Origin of the sequence: Brevibacillus massiliensis (genome assembly GCF_000311785.1) — a bacterium.
Classification (GTDB): Bacteria; Bacillota; Bacilli; order Brevibacillales; family Brevibacillaceae; genus Brevibacillus_C; species Brevibacillus_C massiliensis.
This window is the reverse complement of record NZ_HE978537.1, coordinates 28,063-46,888: the sequence shown is the minus strand read 5'-3', so window position 1 is coordinate 46,888 and position 18,826 is coordinate 28,063. Positions and strand designations below refer to the sequence as shown.

Below are 18,826 nucleotides of genomic sequence, written 5' to 3'. Positions count from 1 at the left end.
CTCCTTACCTGGCAGACCAGAATACTGCAATTAATCCCAGCACGCTCATGGCGGTAAACATAAACGGCAGGGTGAGCGGAGGGCCGATTAAAAAATTGCGCAGCGCCCACCCGCCGACGCGGATTCCCACACCGCGAATATGAAAATACGATCCGATCAACCCGGAAAGAATCCCCAGACACATCAGCAAGACGAACAGAGAGCGCAGCCAGGCGGCATTGTAAAAGGAGAAGGCGATGCCCTCGATAAAAATGATCGGGGCCAGAATCACCGGTACCCACATGACTTTTTGGTGAAAATTTTGCCGGTAGTGGAACAGCGTCACCTGCAGACCGATCGCCAAAAAGGCCACACTGGTAAACAGGATCAGGATTCGCTCAATCGACCAAACACCCCAGTACATCAGACCGACCTCTTTTCAGATGGATTGTGTTCACTCTAGTTGTTTCCAGCGTGGAGAAATCTATCCAATCTTATCGATTGCCAGCTTCCATTCATTTGTCCATAATGGAAGTGTTTCATGTTGTTCTGGGAAAAACAGGCTGGCTTGGGGTGAACTATATGAGTATTTTGCAGAATTTACTGAGGGATGTGCCAATTCCGCAAATGGTGAAAATCAGACAAAAGTTTGACGACTCCCATATCGAAAATATCGACGCAGCGCTGAAAGTCGAATGGCAGCGGGCCAAGGTGAGCGAATTGGTCAAACCCGGGATGGAAATTGCCGTCGCAGTCGGCAGCCGCGGCATTGACCGGATCGCGGCCATCACCAAAGCCACTGTGGCCTATTTGCAGGAGTTGGGCGCGAAGCCATTTATCGTGCCTGCCATGGGCAGTCACGGCGGCGCTACCGCAGAGGGACAGTGCATGGTGCTTCAACACCTGGGCATCACGGAAGCGAGCGTCGGCGCGGAAATTCGCTCGTCCATGAATGTGGAGCAAATCGGTGAACTGCAGTGCGGACTGCCCGTCTACATGGACCGGCACGCTTCTTTGGCCGACGGGATTGTCGTGATTAACCGGGTCAAACCGCATACAGCTTTTCGCGGACCGGTGGAGAGCGGACTATTGAAGATGATCAGTATCGGTCTGGGAAAACAGAAGGGAGCGGAAGCGGTCCATCTGTTCGGCTTTCAGCACATGGCGGAAAACGTCCCGGCGATGGCAAAGGTGATGCTGCAAAAGCGGCCCATATTATTCGGCATCGCTACGGTTGAAAATGCCTTCGACAAGGCCGCCATCATCTCTGTCGTGACGCCGGACCGGATGGAACAAGAAGAAATCAAGCTGCTCCAGCTCGCCAAGGAGATGATGCCGAGATTTTATTTCGATCAGATCGACGTCCTGATCGTCGACGAAATCGGCAAGGATATCAGCGGGGACGGAATGGATCCCAACGTCACCGGCCGGTATGGCACGCCTTACGCACATGGCGGGCCGGACGTCAACAAGATTGTCGTTCGCGATTTGTCGAAACGGACGGGCAGCATCGGCTTTGGGATCGGGATGGCCGACCTGACGACACAGCGTCTGGTCGACAAGATCAGCACGGAGGAAATGTACGTGAATGCGCTGACCACCGGCAACTTCGCTCCGACGAAAATTCCCACTGTTCTGCCGAATGACAAGCTGGCGATTCAAGCCGCGATCAAATCCGCCAACCTGCTGGATTTGCGCCAGGTCAGGCTGGTACGGATCAAAAACACGCTGACTTTGTCGGAAATTCTCGTGTCGGAAGCGATGCTGTCCGAAGTGAGCGGACATCCCCTGATGGAACTTGCGGGAGGCCCGCAGGCGATGAAATTTGACGCCGACGGCTATCTGTTGGATTGAGCACTTGCATGGAAAAAAAGAAGGGCTGTCGACTTCCCCGACAGCCGGACTGCAGGCCCGCGTGTCTGCAGTCTATTTTTGTCTCCGCCTCAAGAGCTCTCCGTCTTTTTTCGGCGCAATTTTTTCGTGGTGGTCACACCGGTTTGTTTTTCTGTTTTCTTCTCTTTTTCCTTTTCCGCGGAAGGCGGGGATTTGACTGCGGGCGTCGGGGAGGGCGGGATGGCTGCCGGCTCTGCCGCTCCTTCTCCTGACGCTGCAGCAAGGCTCGCTTTCAACGCCTGCATCAAGTCGATCACATTTGCCTTCGGTGCGGCTGGGGCGACGGCTATTTCCTCGCCTTCCAGCTTTTTGGCGATCAGGTTGTGCAGGTCCTCGCGGTATTCATCCGTGTACTTGGCCGGCTCAAACGGGGCGCTCATGCTGTTGATCAACTCTTCGGCCATGGCCAGTTCGTTTTCGGCCAGGGGAAAATCAGCGGCCGGCAGGGCGGGCACTTGGGCCACCGCCCGCACTTCATCCGGGTAGAAGATCGTCTCCAGGACAATGCAGGGTCCGTAGATGCGGACGACGGCCAGGCTTTGCCGGTTGCGAATCGTGATGCGGGCCACGGCGATCTTGCCGGTGCGCTCCATCGCCGCCCTGAGCAGCGCATACGCCTTGTCTCCCGTATCCTGGGGAGAAAGGTAGTAGCTTTTGACGAAGAAGATGGGATCGATCTCGGTGAGCTGAACGAAGTCGAGGATCTCGATCGCTTTGCGGGTCTCGGGAGTAATGCCCTCCAGGTCTTCATCCGTGACGATGACGAAATTTCCCTTTTCGTATTCAAAGCCGCGCACGATCTCGCTTGCATCCACTTCCCGGTCGCAGTGCGGGCACATTTTGGCGTAGCGGATTGGCGTATTGCATTCCTTGTGAAGCTGACGGAAGCGGACATCCTTCTCTTCCGTCGCAGTGAACATCTTGATCGGAATGTTGACGAGTCCGAAGCTGATCGAACCTTTCCAGACAGTGTGCATATTGGCCTCCTGCGGTTATTTTCCTCTATCAAATAGTATGGTCAGACGGGGCAGACAGCGGTCTTGAAACTTTTGGATCGGAGTTGGCGTCTGGCTGGAATTGGCAGTGGGCCAAGGGTTGAAACTTTACGTTATTCCTGCTATTATTTTTACCTATGTGAAATTTATAATTTAATATTTCAATTTCTCTAAAAATTGTGCTGAATGAAACAACTTATTTACCGAAGATGCGAGGAGTTTTGAACAGATGAAAAACTTGTCTTGGAAAGAGACTACATCGATAGGGTTAATGCTGTTCGCCTTGTTTTTTGGCGCCGGAAACATGATTTTCCCCCCGTCCTTGGGACAAGCCGCAGGGACCCATTTTTGGGCGGCCATCGCCGGATTTATCGTCACAGGCGTAGGGCTTCCGCTGCTTGGCGTCATCGCGATCGCGATCTCCGGGGAAAACCTGCAGTCTCTCGGGGGCCGCGTCCATCCGGTGTTTGGTGTCGTCTTTACGACGATTGTGTACCTGTCGATCGGGCCGGTTTTCGCCATTCCCCGCACCGGCACGGTTGCGTTTGAAATGGGAGCGGCCCCCCTTCTGCCCGAGGGAATGAAGAGCGGCGGCTGGTCTTTGTTTCTCTATACGCTGGTTTACTTTGCGATCACGTTATGGCTGTCGTTAAATCCGACAAAGCTCGTTGACCGAATTGGTAAAATTTTAACACCTTTGCTGCTGATCACGATTGCCGTCATTTCCATACAGGGAATTGTCCATCCGATCGGACCGCTTGAGCCGCCGGCGGAAGCGTATCAATCAGCGCCGTTTTTCGGCGGATTCGTGCAAGGGTATTTGACGATGGATGCCATCGCGGCGCTCGTATTCGGCATCGTCGTGATCACAGCCGTTCAGGAGCGCGGAGTAAAGGAGCGCAAACAGCTTGCGTTAACCACGTTGAAAGCGGCAGTAATCGCTGCCATCGGGCTGGCGCTGGTCTACATCGCCTTAGGCTATTTGGGAGCTTCCAGCCGATCGGCGGTGGGGGCAACGGAGAACGGCGGGCAAATTTTAACGGCGGTTACCTCTTTTCTGTTCGGCAGCCCGGGAACGATTCTGTTGGGCGCGGCGATTACCCTGGCGTGTTTGACTACATCTGTAGGACTTGTCACTTCCTGCGGCCAGTATTTTTCCCGGTTGTTTCCAAAGCTTTCCTACAAAGCTGTTGTCTGCGTCATGTGCCTGTTCAGTCTGGGCGTGGCCAACTTGGGGCTCACTCAGATCATCAGCTTTTCAGTGCCGTTGTTGATGGTCATCTATCCGCTGGCCATTGTATTGATTATCCTGTCCATTTTCCACCCAATCGTCAAAGGAAGCCCCGGCGTGTATCTGGGCGCTTTGGTCGGGACGGCGCTGGTCAGTGTCGGCGACGGCTTGCAGCAGCTTAGCCTGCAGCCGGATTGGCTGCTCGCGGCCTATGACAAACTGCCGTTTTACGCGGAAAGAATTGGCTGGTTGCTGCCAGCGCTGGCCGGCGGACTGCTGGGCTGCGTCTTCGAAGGTACAGGGAAGCGGAGAGCCTGGGTGCTTCCGGCGCTCGTCGGAAGACTGCTGGGCTGCGTCTTCGGCAGGGCAAAGAAGCAGCGAGCGACAGACGCTTCCACAGAGACAAGAAAAATCGGATAATGCCAGCGGCTGTGATAAGCCCTCTGTCCCGGGTAAGTCTTTCCAGGGAAGAGGGCTTTTTTGGGAAACCGCCTACTGTCCGTGTTTTTTAAAGTCAGCCTGATCAGCCCGGGACTGCATATCCCGTGCCGCTTCCTTGTTATGGCCGGTCCGGTCGGCCAGCGATTGAGCCGCTGCGGCCGCTTGCTTTCGCTTTGAAGGCAATTTCTCCGCCATGGGTCATCCTCCTTCCATGTAAGGCTAGTATGTCCCGGATGGAGGCCGAAAAAAAACCCCGCTGCCATGCAGCGGGGCAGCGGTTCATTCGGCTCTCTCAAGGAGAGCGTGCCACATGAATGCTCCTATCAGACATTCGATGTGCATGCGCGAACCGCTTTTCAATTATGGGAGAGGAGAAACCGGAGGAAGAGCTTATGGGGAAACGTAAGTCTTCTCCGCGGTTGTCAGCGACACCGTTGCGTCGCTGTATCTATTCATTTCCAAGTGAGGGAGTGTTTATACATCGTGTGTGTGAATTTTTTTGGGCAACTCTGCTGCGGCCTGCACAGCGGCCCCAAATGGCCGTGACAACCTGAAGGAAAGCTTGCCATTTTACGGAGAAACCATGTCTGTGTTAGTATGAACGTATTGCCATATACAGACATCCAGGTGAGAATATGCGAGTCATTGCAGGTGATTATAAAGGGCGTCCGCTCGCCTCCGTTCCCGGCAGGGGAACGAGGCCGACGACGGACAAAGTAAAAGAGTCGATATTCAACATCATCGGACCGTACTTCGACGGCGGCTGGGCGCTTGATCTCTACGCCGGTACGGGAGGATTGGGAATCGAAGCGTTAAGCCGCGGGGCGGACAAGGCCATCTTTGTCGATGCGGATCCCAAAGCGGTTTCCATCGTCAAGCAAAACCTTGCCGCACTCAAACTGGAGGGGCGGGCAGAAGTATACCGGATCGATGCTGCACGGGCGCTGCGGGCTTTGGCCAAGCGGCAGCTCGTCTTTGACCTGGTCTTTCTCGACCCCCCTTACGCCAAACAGCAAATCGCCTTGGAACTGCAGGTGCTGCAGGAGGCTGGTTTGCTGTCTTCGGAGTGTCGGGTTGTCGCCGAGCACGATGCCGGAGTCATCCTGCCGGAGCGCGTGGGAGACTGCTCTGTGCAGCGCAGCGCCAGCTACGGCGATACTGCGGTTACCATCTACGGTTTTTAAAAAAGCTTCTGTCGAACGGAGTCAAGGCCTCGCGAAGAAGCTGGTCTTGATCCAGAACCAGAAGCTGAAGTACTCTGTTATGCCGATCGGAAAGGAATCTTTCCCATGCGGCGAGACGAAGGGAGTCATGTTTATGCGCATTGCCGTCTGTCCGGGCAGCTTTGATCCGGTCACTTACGGGCACCTCGATATCGTCAGCCGGGGAGCCAAAATTTTTGACAAGGTGATTGTCGCCGTGCTGTACAATTCCAAAAAGTCCCCACTGTTCTCGGTCGAGGAGCGGCTTGACCTGCTGCGCCAGGTTACGGCCGAGATGCCCAACGTGGAAGTCGATTCGTTTTCCGGTCTCTTGATCGACTACATGCGGACCAAACAGGCAAAAGTCTTGATCAAGGGGCTTCGCGCCGTTTCCGACTTTGAGTATGAAATGCAGATGGCCGCGATCAACAGAAAGTTGGATGAGGAGATTGAGACTTTTTTCATGATGACCAACAATCAATACTCCTACCTGAGTTCCAGCATCGTCAAAGAAGTAGCCAGGTATAACGGGCGCATCAGCGATCTGGTGCCGCCGCTTGTGGAAAGAGCGCTGTACGACAAGCTGGGCCGGCAAGCGTAAACGATCCCTAGCGGTAGCGGGGCCGCTTTACCGCGAACTTGCGGATGATGGCACTGAGCGCGATCAGGATGAGCAGGATCGCCAGCGCAGTCGCGCTGGAGCGGAAAAAGACATCCCGCCAGACATCGGCTGTACTCGGGAAGGTATTTGGCAGGAATACCGGCACACTGCTCACCCAGCCGGCCGTCAGCGTCATGAGCGGACGCCAGAGCGCAAGCGTCATCACGGCTGCCAGTACAGCGTGGATGCAGCGCGCCATCAGGTAGGGCGTGACGCGAATATCGGTGGAACTGAGAATGCTCGCTACCTGGGCGTGTACGCTGAGGCCGCCCCAGGCGAGGACGGAACTGGTTATCGCCGCTTTCCACATGAAGGAGACATTAGCGGGTACATCGCTTACCGCTTGGGCCCCAAGCGTCACTTCAAAAAGCCCTGTAACCAGCGCTTGGGAAAATCCTTCAGGCAGGCCGAGCGGTCCGAGCACCACCATCAGGATCGCACTCAAAAACCGCGTGATGTTAATCACTTCAAACATCTCCATCAGTACGGAAAAGACGACGAGAAAACCGCCGATCATCAACTGCATCTGCAGGGCGGAGAAAACGGCATCGCCCATCAGCTGGCCGAACGGCCGTTTGTCCCGTAGGCGTGCCCGGTGCATGGCCTGCAGGGAGCGGTAGGCCAGGGAGCGCTGCTGTTTTTCCAGCGGCCTGGTGATCGGCGTATGTCCGGCGAAAAAGCGGAAGCAGAATCCCAAAATGATCGCGGACAGGTAATGGGAGGCGGTCAGCACGACGCCCAGCTGCTCGCTGTGAAAAAAGCCGACGGAGACGGCACCGATGACAAACAGCGGGTCTGCCGTAGTGGTAAAGGAGACGAGCCGCTCCCCTTCCACTCTTGTCAGGTTTCCCTGCTCGCGCAGACGGGTCGTCAGTTTGGCGGCAACCGGGTACCCGGAGGAAAATCCCATCGTCAGGACAAATCCGCCGGTTCCGGGAACGTTAAAAAAAGGGCGCATCACCGGCTCTAAAAGGACGCCGACAAAGTGTACGACGCCAAGCCCCATCAGGATTTCGGAGACGACGATAAAAGGCAGCAGAGCAGGGAAGACGACATCCCACCAGATTTTTAAACCGCTGACTGCTGCGCGGTACGACGTTTCCGGATGTGAGACCAGGGTTACGACCAGGCCGATTGCGCAGACGGCAAGAATAAGTGTGAGGACCGGAGAATGACGTGACATAGGTGCCTCCTGGAGATCTGAGATAGTACATGCATACGTGTGGAAGGACTAATCTATGACTTGCGACCCTCATAAGAATGTAAGAGGGAGGGAAATGAAGTGACTGTCAAACGAACACCAAAAGTCGGCCTGGCTCTTGGCTCCGGCGGGGCTCGCGGGTTCGCCCACATCGGGGTGCTGAAGGTGCTCGAAGCTCACCGGATCCCGATCGACTTCGTGGCGGGCAGCAGCATGGGCGGGTTGATTGGCGCGTTTTTTGCGAACGATATCGAGCCCGCCATGATGGAAAAGCTGGCGATTCATCTGAAGCGGAAGCATTGGCTGGACGTGACCGTACCCACCCTTGGCTTTGTCGCCGGCCAGAAGATCAAGGAACTCGTCCGTCTGTTGACGCACGGAAAGAAAATCGAAGAGCTTAGCAAGCCGCTGGCGATTGTCGCGACGGACATCGAGACCGGCGAGCGGGTCGTATTCCGCAGGGGGCCGGTTGATCGGGCGGTTCGCGCCAGCATTTCGATCCCCGGCATCTTTATCCCGGAGCGGGTGGGGGAGCGGCTCTTGGTCGACGGCGGGGTCATCGACAGAGTGCCGGTCACCGTCACCAGGGAGATGGGTGCCGACATTGTGATTGCCGTCGACGTCGCGCAGTTTGACGTAAAGATGAAGGTGGGGTCCATCTTTGATGTCATCGCCCAGGCGATCGACGTGATGGAGCGGGAGATTTTGCGGCACCAGATGCTTGCAGCCGACCTGGTAATCCGCCCGAATGTTGGACACTATAGCAGTATCTCCTACACCGGAATCGAGGAAATCATCGCCGAAGGGGAGCGGACGGCACTGGAGCACGTAGACCGCATCAAAGAACTGATTGAGGCATGGGAGGGAGAAGAGTGACCGAGCAGGCGGATATGCAGCGCGAACGATCAAGAAAAAGGCTGAGACGACTGCAGTGGTGGCTGGCAGCCGCCTGTGCGTTGATCGTGCTTTCCGCATACATCCCGCTGCCCTACTACGTGACCCGCCCCGGTTCTGCCATCGAGCTTTCGCCGATGGTCACCGTGGAGGGCGGGACAAAGGACGAACAAGGGACGTTTATGCTGACGACGGTTCGCATGGGACAGGCTACGCCGATCTGGTACCTTTACGCCAAGCTGTCGCCGGACGCGGAGCTGATAGATAAGAACCTGGTCGTCGATGAAGGAGAGTCGGAGGAAGAGTACACCCAGCGCGAGTTGGAAGTGATGAAAAATTCTCAAAAACTGGCAGAGGCCGTTGCGTTTCAACGCGCTGGCTACGATGTGAAAATCGAACCGCAGGGCGTGCTGGTGCTCGGAGGCGTAAAGGGGATGCCGGCGGGTGAAGTGCTCAAGGTCGGAGATGTGATCACCCGGGTGGATCAGCACCGGGTACTGACCGCGGATGAGCTGAGCTCCTACCTAAACGGCAAAAAAGCAGGCGACAAAGTGGACATTACATATGAGCGCGGCGGCCGGGAGCTGCAGGCGCAAGTCGCATTGGCACTGCTGCCGCCGCAAGGACCCGGTCAGGACAGGCGGGTCGGGCTGGGGATACGCCGGGATAATAAACTGCTGATCGAGGTGCCGAAGAAAGTGACCATCGCCTCCCAAGGCATCGGGGGGCCATCCGCCGGATTGATGATGACGCTGGAAATCTTCGATCAACTGGAGACCGGCGTCGATCTGACGCGGGGCTACCGGATCGCCGGCACCGGATCGATCAACCCGGACGGAACGGTCGGCAGGATTGGCGGAATCAACCACAAGATCGTCGCCGCCAACGCTACCGGTGCGGAAATCTTTTTTGCCCCCAACGACCCGGGACCGGGCATCTCCAACTACGAGGAAGCGGTTGAAACGGCCAAAAAAATCGGCTCCGCGATGAAGATCGTCCCTGTCAAAACGGTGGATGACGCCATTCGATATCTCAAGGAGCTGCAGCCGAAACACGCCTGATCGGCGCCTGGCGGTACTCCCGCGTAAACGGCAGCTTTCCGGGATTCGGCAGGGCCAGCCGGTACAAGCTGTCGGCGACAATGTCGAGGTCAAGCATCGGATGGATGCCGTCGCGTACCTTGGTGTAAATCGGCAGGCGCCCCGATTGCTTTGCCCGGTGAAGCAGCGCCTGTCCCGTCTCGTTGAAGCCGAGCACGCGGGCGTACGGCGCTCCCGCTTTTAACTGAAAGCGGGCGATGTCGTCCTTGCCAAGACCCAGCAGGACACTGAGCAGCATCCGCTGCAGGCGGTTCCAGGTAAAGCGGCGGGTCTTCGCCTGCGAAAGCAGTTCTCGGACGGTTTCGACGCGTTTTACCGCTTGTTTCAGTCGGTACTCCACCCCCTCCTCTATTTCGTGATGGCGGGAGAGCTCCTCGGGAGTAAGCTGCAGCAAGCGGTGGAACAGGGGATGGCGAAAATGTTCCCACGAAACCGGTCCCGCGCCGGACGCAAACTCCCGCGAAAGGATCTCCAAGACACTTGGCGGGACGAAGGAAGCCAGCTCTTGCAGCGCCCCCTTTGCGTCGAAAATCAGTTTTCTGATCGCGGTAGCGCTGGCGATGCGGCTATCGGTGATCGTCTCCTGGTGATACCCGGCCTTCTGTCGTTTGATCGTCGCGGCCTGGATCGGGCTGCTTTGCCGCTCCAGGGCGAGGAGGTAATTGAGCCCCAGGATGTTGTTGGGCTGGTCGATGGGGATGCGGCCAAACCCCATGTCCTGCATGAGCTGCCCGGCAGCCGCGGCATAGGCGACGGGGTAGGCGAGACCCTCAGCCAAGCCGGCCTTCAGGTAACGGGTGAATGCTGCCGGCTCGTCCGCCAGGGTTTTGGCCAAAAGACGCATCCATTCCAGTTCGCCGCTTTCGCTGCCGAAGCAAAGGAAGTCGACCACTCCCAAGCGATCCAGGATCGACACGGCGCCGTGAGCGAAGATTTCCGCATTGGCGCAAGCGAAGGGAACCGGCAGTTCGATGACCAGATCGATCCCGACGGAGAGCGCCATTTCCGCCCGGGCCCATTTGGAGACGATCGCGGGTTCGCCGCGCTGCAGAAAATTGCCGCTCATGACCGCGACACAGGCGTCAGCCCCTACGGCTGCCTTGGCAGCGGTGAAGTGGTGCAGGTGACCGTTGTGAAACGGGTTGTATTCGACAATAAGACCGACCGTTTTCAAAAGCAGACCGCTCCTTTTTTCTTTTGAGTGTAAGAGACAAAGGCCGGTTTGGCAAATCGGTTTTTCCTGCACTGTCAAGCTAATTTGGTTGACAAAGCTTTCCGCTACCGCTATAATCAACTTTGTTGTGCTTGAGGTGAAGAGACATGAATCTTAAAATTGCAGAGCTTAAGTCACGACAAGGTGAACCGCTGCCCTTTCGTACAACCCTGGAACCGGCAGACCTGAAGAACCGCCATCAGGAGATTCGCGGCTTGACCCCGGTCGAAACGGTTGGTGAAGCGGTCATGCTGGGCGGACTTGTCTACGTCACGGGAAAGCTGAGTGCCGATGTCGATTTCGTCTGTGCCCGCTGTCTGGGGCCGTTTCGACAGCATGTGCAGATCCCGTTCCAAGAGACCTTTGCCACGTCTGATGCCGACGTCCAGGAGGATGGGGACAGCGATTTTCACGAGGTGGCCGGGGACGAAATTGACCTGGAGCCGATTCTGCAGGAAGACTTCCTGCTCGCGATACCGGCATTTCCGCTGTGTATGGAAGATTGCAAGGGACTTTGTCCGACTTGCGGGGCAAACCGAAATGAACAGACCTGTTCGTGCAACAACCAGAGAATTGACCCCCGCCTGGCCGGTTTGGCTGATTTTTTCTCTAAGACAGAAGAATGAGTTCATTCACTTGTTTTCAAGATGAAGCTGTCGTCTTCGGATTGCCGGCTCATTTTTGAACGGATGGGACACCATCCATAGATCAAGGATTCCTCTAAACTGCAGTCGCTCTTTCCTGAGAGTGCTTCAATAGAGGCCTTAACTCTTACTTGCAAATGCAGATTTTGCGACATCATCAGTTGAAGGAGGTGTTAGGAAGATGGCAGTACCTCAGCGGAGAACTTCCAAAACCCGTAAAAATATGCGCCGTACGCACTTCAAACTGGAAATCCCAGGCATGATCAAATGCGACAATTGCGGCGAGTACAAGCTGGCGCATCGCGTATGCCCGAGCTGCGGAACTTATAAAGGAAACAAAGTGGTGGAATAATTCCACTGGATTGTTTATCCAGTGCGGGCGGCAGGGTTGAAAAAATCCTGCCGTTCTCATATACTGGCTTAGTACCAGGTAATATAAACTGATCGTAATACATAGGTCGTGTTCTTCAAGAGGGGGGTGCCTATGACCGTGCGATTACCCAAGAGGGAACGGCAGCAGCGTCTTGCCCGGACGCTTGCGGACAATCCGTTTGCCACGGACGAGGATCTGGCCGCGATGTTTAGCGTGAGCATTCAGACGATTCGCCTCGACCGCCTGGAGTTGGGCATTCCCGAACTGCGTGAGAGAATCAAATCGGTTGCTGAAAAAAGATTTGACACCGTGAAATCACTTCACATCGACGAAGTGATAGGCGAGGTAATCGAGCTGCAGTTGGACAAATACGGATTTTCCATGCTGGAAGTAAAAGAAGAACACATATTTGCCCGGACGAAGATCGCCAGGGGGCATTATATTTTTGCCCAAGCCAACTCGCTGGCGGTTGCCGTCATTGACGCGGATGTCGCGCTGACGGCTACTGCCAGGATCCGCTTCGTCCGTCCCGTGCAACTTGGAGAAAAGCTGTTCGCGAAGGCGGAAGTTCGCAGCCGGGATGGGGACGAAAGCAAGGTGCGGGTTGAGACAAAGGTCCAGGGAGAGACCGTCTTCACCGGTACGTTTCGCGTGTTTCGGGTGCCGGGAACGGTGTAGTCTGGCTAAACGCTTCAACTTAAGAGGAGGAAATTCTTTTGCGTATTGCCTTGGATGCTATGGGCGGTGACAACGCCCCGCGCAGCACCGTAGAGGGAGCGGTGCAGGCCTGCCTGGCCGATCCGGCTTTAAAAATCGTGCTGGTGGGTGATGAGGCCCAGGTAAAGCCGCATTTGCCCGAACAACTGCCGCCAGGAATTGAATTGCTGCATTGCAGTGAAGTGATCGAACCGGATGACGAGCCCGTGAAGGCAGTCAGACGAAAAAAAGACGCCTCGATGGTGGTGGCTGTCGGATTGGCCCGGGACGAAAAAGTGGATGCGGTCATCTCGGCCGGAAACACTGGCGCCTTGATGACCGCCGGCCTGCTGATCGCTGGCCGGATGCAGGGGATCGAACGGCCCGCATTGGCGGCGCTTTTTCCCAACATGAAGAGCAAGGCGACACTGGTCCTTGACGTAGGGGCCAATATGGACGCCAAACCGCTTCATCTGCTGCAGTACGCCATCATGGGCAGTCTGTACGCGGAAAAGGTGCTGGGCTACGACAGACCGACTGTTGCCCTGCTGAACGTAGGGACGGAGGAAGCGAAAGGCAACGAGCTGACCAAAGCGGTGTATCCGCTGCTGGCTGCTTCCAACGTGAACTTCATCGGCAACGTAGAGGCGCGCGACGTCCTCGACGGAATGTGTGACGTGCTGGTCTGCGACGGCTTTTCCGGCAACGTGATGCTAAAGTCGATGGAAGGCGCGGTCTCGACCATTTTTTCGCAGTTAAAGAAGGAGTTCCTCTCCAGTTTCGTGAATAAGATAGCAGCGGCTATTCTAAAGCCAAGTCTGACCCGCTTCAAATCGCGCTTGGATTACTCGGAGTACGGCGGAGCGCCGCTCTTGGGATTGCGCCGGCCGGTGGTAAAAGCACACGGCTCGTCCAATGCCCACGCGATTAAAAATGCGATCCTGGTAGCTTCGCGGTTTGCCCAGTTAGACGTCAACGGCTATGTGCAAAAAGAGATGGAAGCAGGAAGAGAGAGCGAAAGAGAGTGATGATAATGAGGGGATTGCGCTCGGTTGGCATCCTGTCAACTGGCTCATATACACCTGAACGCGTACTGACCAATGCCGATCTGGAAAAAATGGTCGATACCTCGGACGAGTGGGTGGTAACCCGCACCGGCATTCGCGAGCGCCGCATCAGCGCGCCGGAGCAGGCTTCCTCCGATCTGGCCCTGGAAGCAGCGAAGATAGCGCTGGAGAAGGCGCAGGTGCGTCCGGGAGAATTGGATATGATCATCGTGGCAACCGTCACGCCAGACATGATGTTTCCGTCGACGGCCTGCATCCTGCAGGACAAACTCGGGGCGGCAAAGGCTGCGGCGATGGACGTGTCGGCGGCCTGCACGGGTTTCCTGTACGGCATCACCACGGCCAGCCAGTTTATCGCCAATGGGCTGTACCGCTACGTGCTGGTAGTCGGGGTCGAGTGCCTGTCCAAGATCACGGATTACACAGACCGCAACACCTGCGTATTGTTTGGAGACGGTGCGGGTGCCGCTCTGCTCGGTCCGGTAGAACAAGGCATGGGCTTTTTGGCGTTTGACCTTGGTGCGGATGGGTCCGGCGGCCCGCTGCTCTCTTTGCCGGGCGGAGGCTCGCGCTTGCCGGCTTCCAGTGAAACGGTGGAACAGCGGCAGCACTACATCTCGATGGCGGGATCGGAAGTGTTTAAATTCGCCGTCAAGGTGATGAACTCGGCAACCGAGGCGGTATTGGAGAAAGCGGGGATCAGCAAGGAAGAGATTGATTTGATGGTGCCTCATCAGGCCAACCGGCGGATTATCGACGCCGCGGTCAAGCGCTTCGGCCTGTCCGAGGAGAAGGTCGTGATCAACCTCGACCGCTATGGCAACATGTCGTCAGCGTCCATTCCGGTGGCGTTGGACGAAGCGATTGAGGCCGGACGCCTCAAAGAAGGAGACAACGTCGTGCTCGTCGGCTTTGGCGGCGGATTGACGTGGGGAGCGGCCCTGTGCAAGTGGTCGACTCGCGAAGCAAAAGAGTAGGGAGTTGATGCGAGATGAGTAAAATCGCTTTTGTCTTCCCGGGACAAGGTTCTCAGTTTGTCGGCATGGGAGCGGAGTTGGCAAAAGATTCCGCAAAGGCCGGGGAGGTATTTGCGCAAGCGGATGCTGCTTTGGGCTTCTCTTTGTCTTCGCTTTGCTGGGAAGGGCCGGAAGAAGAACTGCGCCTTACCGCCAATACCCAGCCGGCCATCCTGACGATGAGTGTAGCGGTACGGGAGGCCTTGCGGGAAAAACAGCCTGGTTTTGAGCCGGCATTTGTCGCCGGGCACAGCCTCGGCGAGTATTCCGCGCTGGTTGCGGCCGGGGCGATGAGCTTCGCGGATGCGGTGACCACTGTGCGCCTGCGCGGCCAGTTTATGGAGGAAGCCGTGCCAGCCGGACAGGGAGCGATGGCTGCTGTTCTCGGGATGGACCGGGAGGCGCTGCACGCCGTCTGTGAAGCGGTCAGCAGCCAAGGGCATCCGGTTCAACTGGCCAACTTGAATTCGCCCGGGCAAATCGTCATCTCCGGCAGCGCCGAGGGCGTTCAACTGGCTTCCGAGCAGGCCAAGCAAAACGGCGCGAAGCGGGTCATGCCGCTTAACGTCAGCGGTCCGTTCCACTCTTCCCTGATGGCGCCGGCAGCGGACAAACTGGCCAGGGTTCTGGACGGAATCTCCATCAAGGACGCAGGGATACCGGTTGTCGCCAACGTCACCGCCAAACCGGTGAGCAAAGCGAGCCAAATCAAGGAAAGTCTGATTCGGCAGGTAGCTTCCCCGGTGCTTTGGGAAGACTGCGTAACATACATGCTGGGCGAAGGCGTTACTACGTTTGTCGAGATCGGTCCGGGCAAGGTTCTGGCGGGACTGATCAAGAAAATAGCGCCTAAAGAGGTGCAAATTTTCGCGGTTCAGGATATGAACGGCCTGACTGAACTGCTGGATGGAGGGGTGTTATGCTGACGAATCAAGTAGCCCTGGTAACGGGCGCCTCCCGCGGGATCGGTCGTGCGATCGCCTTGAAGCTGGCCGAAGCCGGAGCCCATGTCGTTGTCAACTACGCGGGCAGCGAAACGGCGGCGGCCGAGACGGCGGCGAAAATCAGGGAGATGGGGCGTGAGGCGCTGGTGATCAGAGCCAACATCGCGAGCACGGATGAGGTAAACGAGATGTTCAAGCAGGCATTGGACCATTTCGGCCGGCTGGACATCCTGGTCAACAATGCCGGGATTACCCGTGACAACCTGCTGATGCGAATGAAAGAAGAAGAGTGGGACGAGGTAATCAACACCAACCTGAAGGGCGTATTTACCTGCATCAAGGCGGCGACCCGCCCGATGATGAAGCAGCGCAGCGGCCGGATCATCAACATCGCTTCGGTCGTCGGCTTTCTCGGCAATGCCGGGCAGGCCAATTACGTCGCGGCCAAGGCAGGCGTGATCGGATTGACCAAGACGAGCGCCCGCGAGCTGGCTTCCCGCGGCATAACCGTAAATGCCGTCGCGCCCGGATTTATCGACACCGACATGACGGCGAAGCTGCCGGAAGACCTGCGCGAGGCCATGCTCCGGCAGATTCCGCTCGGCCGGCTGGGTCAGTCCGAGGAAGTAGCGGCTGCGGTGCTTTTCCTCGCCTCTGACGCAGCCAGTTACATGACAGGGCAGACGCTGCACATCGACGGCGGCATGTTCATGTAGCGGCCGCTCTGAGCAAATGGGTGACAACTGGTTTTTATATAGGACTTCCCGTATAATACTTGGAGAGGGGGTGAGCAAAAATGGCTGATACATTCGACCGTGTGAAGAAGATCATCATTGATCGTCTGGGTGTGGAAGAGGAAAAGGTGGTTATGGAAGCTTCCTTTAAGGAAGATCTGGGAGCTGATTCCCTTGACGTGGTAGAGCTCGTGATGGAACTGGAAGACGAGTTCGATATGGAGATTTCCGACGAAGACGCTGAAAAAATCTCTACTGTGGGAGAGGTAGTAAAATACATAGAGTCCCGCCAGTAAGAGTAAGTAGGAGTCCCGTGAAAACGGGACTTCTCTCCCTTCATAATGGAACCCCTTGACTTATTTGCCAATACATAACGAAAACCCTTTTTTTTCAATTCCGATGAAGTCAGCCCCTGCAGGCAGGGGTACTTTTTCGGGAAGAATGGACATAACTAGGAACGAATAGAAGCGATAAAAGCTGATTTGATGATATAGAGGTGAACGTCATGAAACGAAGAGTGGTTATTACCGGTGTTGGTGTCATTTCCTCATTGGGCAACGATGCTGCCGTTTTCTGGAACAATTTGCTGGAAGGGAAGTCCGGAATCGATAAAATTACTTCGTTTGACGTATCCGACTACCCGACCCAGATCGCCGGGGAAGTAAAAGACTTTAACCCGGAAGCGTACATGGATAAAAAGGAAGTGCGTCGGACCGACCGCTTTGCCCAATTCGCGCTGGCAGCGTCGAAGATGGCCTTGCAAAACGCCAAGCTGGAGATAACACCGGAAATTGCCCCGCGGGTCGGCGTCTACATCGGTTCGGGGATCGGCGGACTGGCAACCTGGGAGGACCAGCACACCGTACTGATGGAAAAAGGGCCGCGACGGGTCAGCCCGTTCTTCATTCCGATGATGATCGCCAATATGGCGGCCGGCCTCGTTTCCATTGAAACGGGCGCAAAAGGGCCGACATCCAGCGCGATGACGGCTTGCGCCACCGGGACCAATGCGATCGGGGATGCGTTTAAGCTGATTCAGTACGGCAAAGCCGACGTCATGATTACCGGCGGAGCGGAGGCGACGATCAGGCCGATGGCGATCGCCGGCTTCTGCTCGGCAAAAGCGATGTCAACCCGCAACGACGAACCGCAAAAAGCGAGCCGCCCGTTCGATCGGGATCGCGATGGCTTCGTCATGAGCGAGGGCGCCGGAGTCCTCGTGTTGGAGGAATACGAACACGCCGTAAAGCGGGGGGCGACGATTATCGCGGAAGTGATCGGCTACGGACTCAGCGGCGACGCCCACCACATCACCGCACCGCCGGAGAACGGGGAGGGGGCTGCCCGCTGCATGCAGGATGCGCTTCATGACGCCGAGATCCGACCCGAGGATGTAGGCTACATCAACGCCCACGGAACCTCGACCGACATTGGCGACATCGCCGAGACCAGGGCGATCAAGACGGTCTTCGGCGATCACGCCTACAAGCTGGCGGTCAGTTCCACCAAATCGATGACCGGACACTTGCTCGGGGCCACCGGCGGTGTAGAAGCGATTGCAACGGCATTTGCCCTGCGGGATCAAATCTTGCCGCCGACGATCAATCTGGATAATCCCGATCCCGAGTGCGATCTGGACTATGTGCCAAACAAGGCGCGCCGTGCCGATGTGAAGGTGGCCATCTCCAATACGTTTGGCTTTGGCGGGCACAACGCGACAATCGTCCTCAAACGTTTTGAGGCCTAAGCCGGGCAGAGAGCCCGGCCACGCGGAGGAAGGTAGTGGAAGTGTTGAATTTTGCAGAACTCCAAAAAAAAATCGGCATTCACTTTCACAATGAGAGTGTGCTCAGGCAGGCATTTACCCACTCTTCATACGTGAACGAGCAGAGGGGCAGGCGAATCCAGGACAATGAACGTCTCGAGTTTCTGGGAGATGCGGTGTTGGAGTTGGCTGTTTCGCAGTTCCTCTACAAGACGTTTCCCAAGATGACAGAGGGCGAGATGACGAAGCTGCGGGCGGCCATCGTCTGCGAACCGTCTCTCGTCAAATTTGCCGAGCTGCTTAGTTTCGGCGACATGGTTCTGCTCGGTAAGGGGGAAGAGATGACAGGCGGCCGGCAGCGGCCGGCGCTGCTGGCTGACGTATTCGAAGCCTTCATTGGCGCCCTTTACCTCGATCAGGGGATTGATGCGGTCTTCCGCTTCTTGGAAGTCTACGTCTATCCCTTGATCGACAAAGGGGAATTTACCCAGTTGACAGATTTTAAAAGCCAACTGCAGGAATTCGTCCAACAGGATAACCTCGGCGAGATTCAGTATCGCATCGTGCAGGAAAAGGGGCCGGCGCACAACCGCGAGTTCGTCTCGGAGGTGCTGCTCAACGACAACCCTCTGGGCGTCGGCATCGGCCGTTCAAAAAAAGAGGCCGAACAGCAGGCTGCCGCCCGCGCGCTGATCAAATTGGGAGCGAAATAAAACGAAAGCTGTGCCGCTTATGGTCAAGACCCCATTTTGTAGACAGTAAGAAAAACCCCGGCAG

21 protein-coding genes are annotated in these 18,826 nt (G+C 56.5%); 16 read left to right on the top strand and 5 right to left on the bottom strand.

Annotation, left to right across the window (positions count from 1 at the left end):
• Positions 1-4: 4 nt before the first annotated feature.
• Positions 5-403: a hypothetical protein gene (locus tag HGBM_RS07640; RefSeq protein WP_019120503.1), complete on the bottom strand. Its 399-nt coding sequence runs from the start codon at positions 401-403 to the stop codon at positions 5-7.
• Positions 404-561: 158 nt separating this feature from the next.
• On the opposite strand from HGBM_RS07640, the gene HGBM_RS07635 reads away from it, so the two are divergent.
• The gene (locus HGBM_RS07635) at positions 562-1,833 is read left to right on the top strand and encodes a nickel pincer cofactor-dependent isomerase, group 22 (RefSeq protein WP_019120502.1); all 1,272 of its coding nucleotides are present in this window, start codon (positions 562-564) and stop codon (positions 1,831-1,833) included.
• Between the two features lie 89 nt (positions 1,834-1,922).
• Here HGBM_RS07635 and ku read toward each other — a convergent pair whose 3' ends face one another.
• Positions 1,923-2,849, bottom strand: coding sequence for a non-homologous end joining protein Ku (ku, locus tag HGBM_RS07630; protein WP_019120501.1), 927 nt, complete (start codon positions 2,847-2,849; stop codon positions 1,923-1,925).
• Positions 2,850-3,096: 247 nt separating this feature from the next.
• Here ku and brnQ point away from each other — a divergent pair, with 247 nt between their 5' ends.
• Positions 3,097-4,518, top strand: a complete 1,422-nt coding sequence (gene brnQ / locus HGBM_RS07625; RefSeq protein WP_019120500.1) for a branched-chain amino acid transport system II carrier protein — start codon at positions 3,097-3,099, stop codon at positions 4,516-4,518.
• 72 nt (positions 4,519-4,590) lie between these two features.
• On the opposite strand, the gene HGBM_RS31065 is transcribed toward brnQ, so the two are convergent.
• Positions 4,591-4,734 (bottom strand): hypothetical protein, encoded by a 144-nt coding sequence (locus HGBM_RS31065; protein ID WP_019120499.1) that lies wholly within the window; start codon positions 4,732-4,734, stop codon positions 4,591-4,593.
• Positions 4,735-5,174: 440 nt separating this feature from the next.
• Here HGBM_RS31065 and rsmD point away from each other — a divergent pair, with 440 nt between their 5' ends.
• A complete protein-coding gene (gene rsmD, locus HGBM_RS07615) occupies positions 5,175-5,723 on the top strand; it encodes a 16S rRNA (guanine(966)-N(2))-methyltransferase RsmD (protein ID WP_019120498.1) in 549 nt (182 codons plus the stop codon).
• A 133-nt stretch (positions 5,724-5,856) separates the two neighbouring features.
• Positions 5,857-6,342: a pantetheine-phosphate adenylyltransferase gene (gene coaD / locus HGBM_RS07610; RefSeq protein WP_026074266.1), complete on the top strand. Its 486-nt coding sequence runs from the start codon at positions 5,857-5,859 to the stop codon at positions 6,340-6,342.
• 7 nt (positions 6,343-6,349) lie between these two features.
• On the opposite strand, the gene ylbJ is transcribed toward coaD, so the two are convergent.
• The gene (gene ylbJ, locus HGBM_RS07605; RefSeq protein WP_019120496.1) at positions 6,350-7,585 is read right to left on the bottom strand and encodes a sporulation integral membrane protein YlbJ; all 1,236 of its coding nucleotides are present in this window, start codon (positions 7,583-7,585) and stop codon (positions 6,350-6,352) included.
• Between the two features lie 99 nt (positions 7,586-7,684).
• Between ylbJ and HGBM_RS07600 the strand changes: the two genes are divergently transcribed.
• Together HGBM_RS07600 and HGBM_RS07595 are read left to right on the top strand one after the other, a co-directional pair.
• A complete protein-coding gene (locus HGBM_RS07600) occupies positions 7,685-8,479 on the top strand; it encodes a patatin-like phospholipase family protein (protein WP_019120495.1) in 795 nt (264 codons plus the stop codon).
• Positions 8,476-9,558 (top strand): SepM family pheromone-processing serine protease, encoded by a 1,083-nt coding sequence (locus HGBM_RS07595; RefSeq protein WP_019120494.1) that lies wholly within the window; start codon positions 8,476-8,478, stop codon positions 9,556-9,558. Before HGBM_RS07600 ends, HGBM_RS07595 begins: the two co-directional genes overlap by 4 nt.
• Here HGBM_RS07595 and HGBM_RS07590 read toward each other — a convergent pair.
• Positions 9,530-10,771 (bottom strand): nucleotidyltransferase, encoded by a 1,242-nt coding sequence (locus HGBM_RS07590; protein ID WP_019120493.1) that lies wholly within the window; start codon positions 10,769-10,771, stop codon positions 9,530-9,532. The two genes, HGBM_RS07595 and HGBM_RS07590, sit on opposite strands and share 29 nt — an antisense overlap.
• Before the next feature lie 146 nt (positions 10,772-10,917).
• Here HGBM_RS07590 and HGBM_RS07585 point away from each other — a divergent pair, with 146 nt between their 5' ends.
• From HGBM_RS07585 to rnc, 10 genes are all read left to right on the top strand, one after another.
• Positions 10,918-11,436, top strand: coding sequence for a YceD family protein (locus tag HGBM_RS07585; protein ID WP_019120492.1), 519 nt, complete (start codon positions 10,918-10,920; stop codon positions 11,434-11,436).
• Positions 11,437-11,635: 199 nt separating this feature from the next.
• Positions 11,636-11,806, top strand: a complete 171-nt coding sequence (rpmF, locus tag HGBM_RS07580; RefSeq protein ID WP_019120491.1) for a 50S ribosomal protein L32 — start codon at positions 11,636-11,638, stop codon at positions 11,804-11,806.
• 132 nt (positions 11,807-11,938) lie between these two features.
• The gene (gene fapR / locus HGBM_RS07575) at positions 11,939-12,505 is read left to right on the top strand and encodes a transcription factor FapR (protein WP_019120490.1); all 567 of its coding nucleotides are present in this window, start codon (positions 11,939-11,941) and stop codon (positions 12,503-12,505) included.
• Between the two features lie 38 nt (positions 12,506-12,543).
• The gene (gene plsX, locus HGBM_RS07570) at positions 12,544-13,551 is read left to right on the top strand and encodes a phosphate acyltransferase PlsX (protein ID WP_019120489.1); all 1,008 of its coding nucleotides are present in this window, start codon (positions 12,544-12,546) and stop codon (positions 13,549-13,551) included.
• Between the two features lie 5 nt (positions 13,552-13,556).
• On the top strand, positions 13,557-14,567 hold the full coding sequence (locus HGBM_RS07565; RefSeq protein WP_019120488.1) for a beta-ketoacyl-ACP synthase III: 1,011 nt from the start codon (positions 13,557-13,559) through the stop codon (positions 14,565-14,567).
• A gap of 14 nt (positions 14,568-14,581) precedes the next feature.
• Positions 14,582-15,532 (top strand): ACP S-malonyltransferase, encoded by a 951-nt coding sequence (gene fabD / locus HGBM_RS07560; RefSeq protein WP_019120487.1) that lies wholly within the window; start codon positions 14,582-14,584, stop codon positions 15,530-15,532.
• Positions 15,526-16,266: a 3-oxoacyl-[acyl-carrier-protein] reductase gene (gene fabG, locus HGBM_RS07555; protein ID WP_019120486.1), complete on the top strand. Its 741-nt coding sequence runs from the start codon at positions 15,526-15,528 to the stop codon at positions 16,264-16,266. Before fabD ends, fabG begins: the two co-directional genes overlap by 7 nt.
• Before the next feature lie 80 nt (positions 16,267-16,346).
• A complete protein-coding gene (gene acpP, locus HGBM_RS07550; protein ID WP_019120485.1) occupies positions 16,347-16,580 on the top strand; it encodes an acyl carrier protein in 234 nt (77 codons plus the stop codon).
• 209 nt (positions 16,581-16,789) lie between these two features.
• Positions 16,790-18,031, top strand: a complete 1,242-nt coding sequence (gene fabF / locus HGBM_RS07545) for a beta-ketoacyl-ACP synthase II (protein WP_019120484.1) — start codon at positions 16,790-16,792, stop codon at positions 18,029-18,031.
• Positions 18,032-18,075: 44 nt separating this feature from the next.
• Positions 18,076-18,762 (top strand): ribonuclease III, encoded by a 687-nt coding sequence (gene rnc / locus HGBM_RS07540; protein ID WP_026074263.1) that lies wholly within the window; start codon positions 18,076-18,078, stop codon positions 18,760-18,762.
• Positions 18,763-18,826 lie beyond the last annotated feature (64 nt).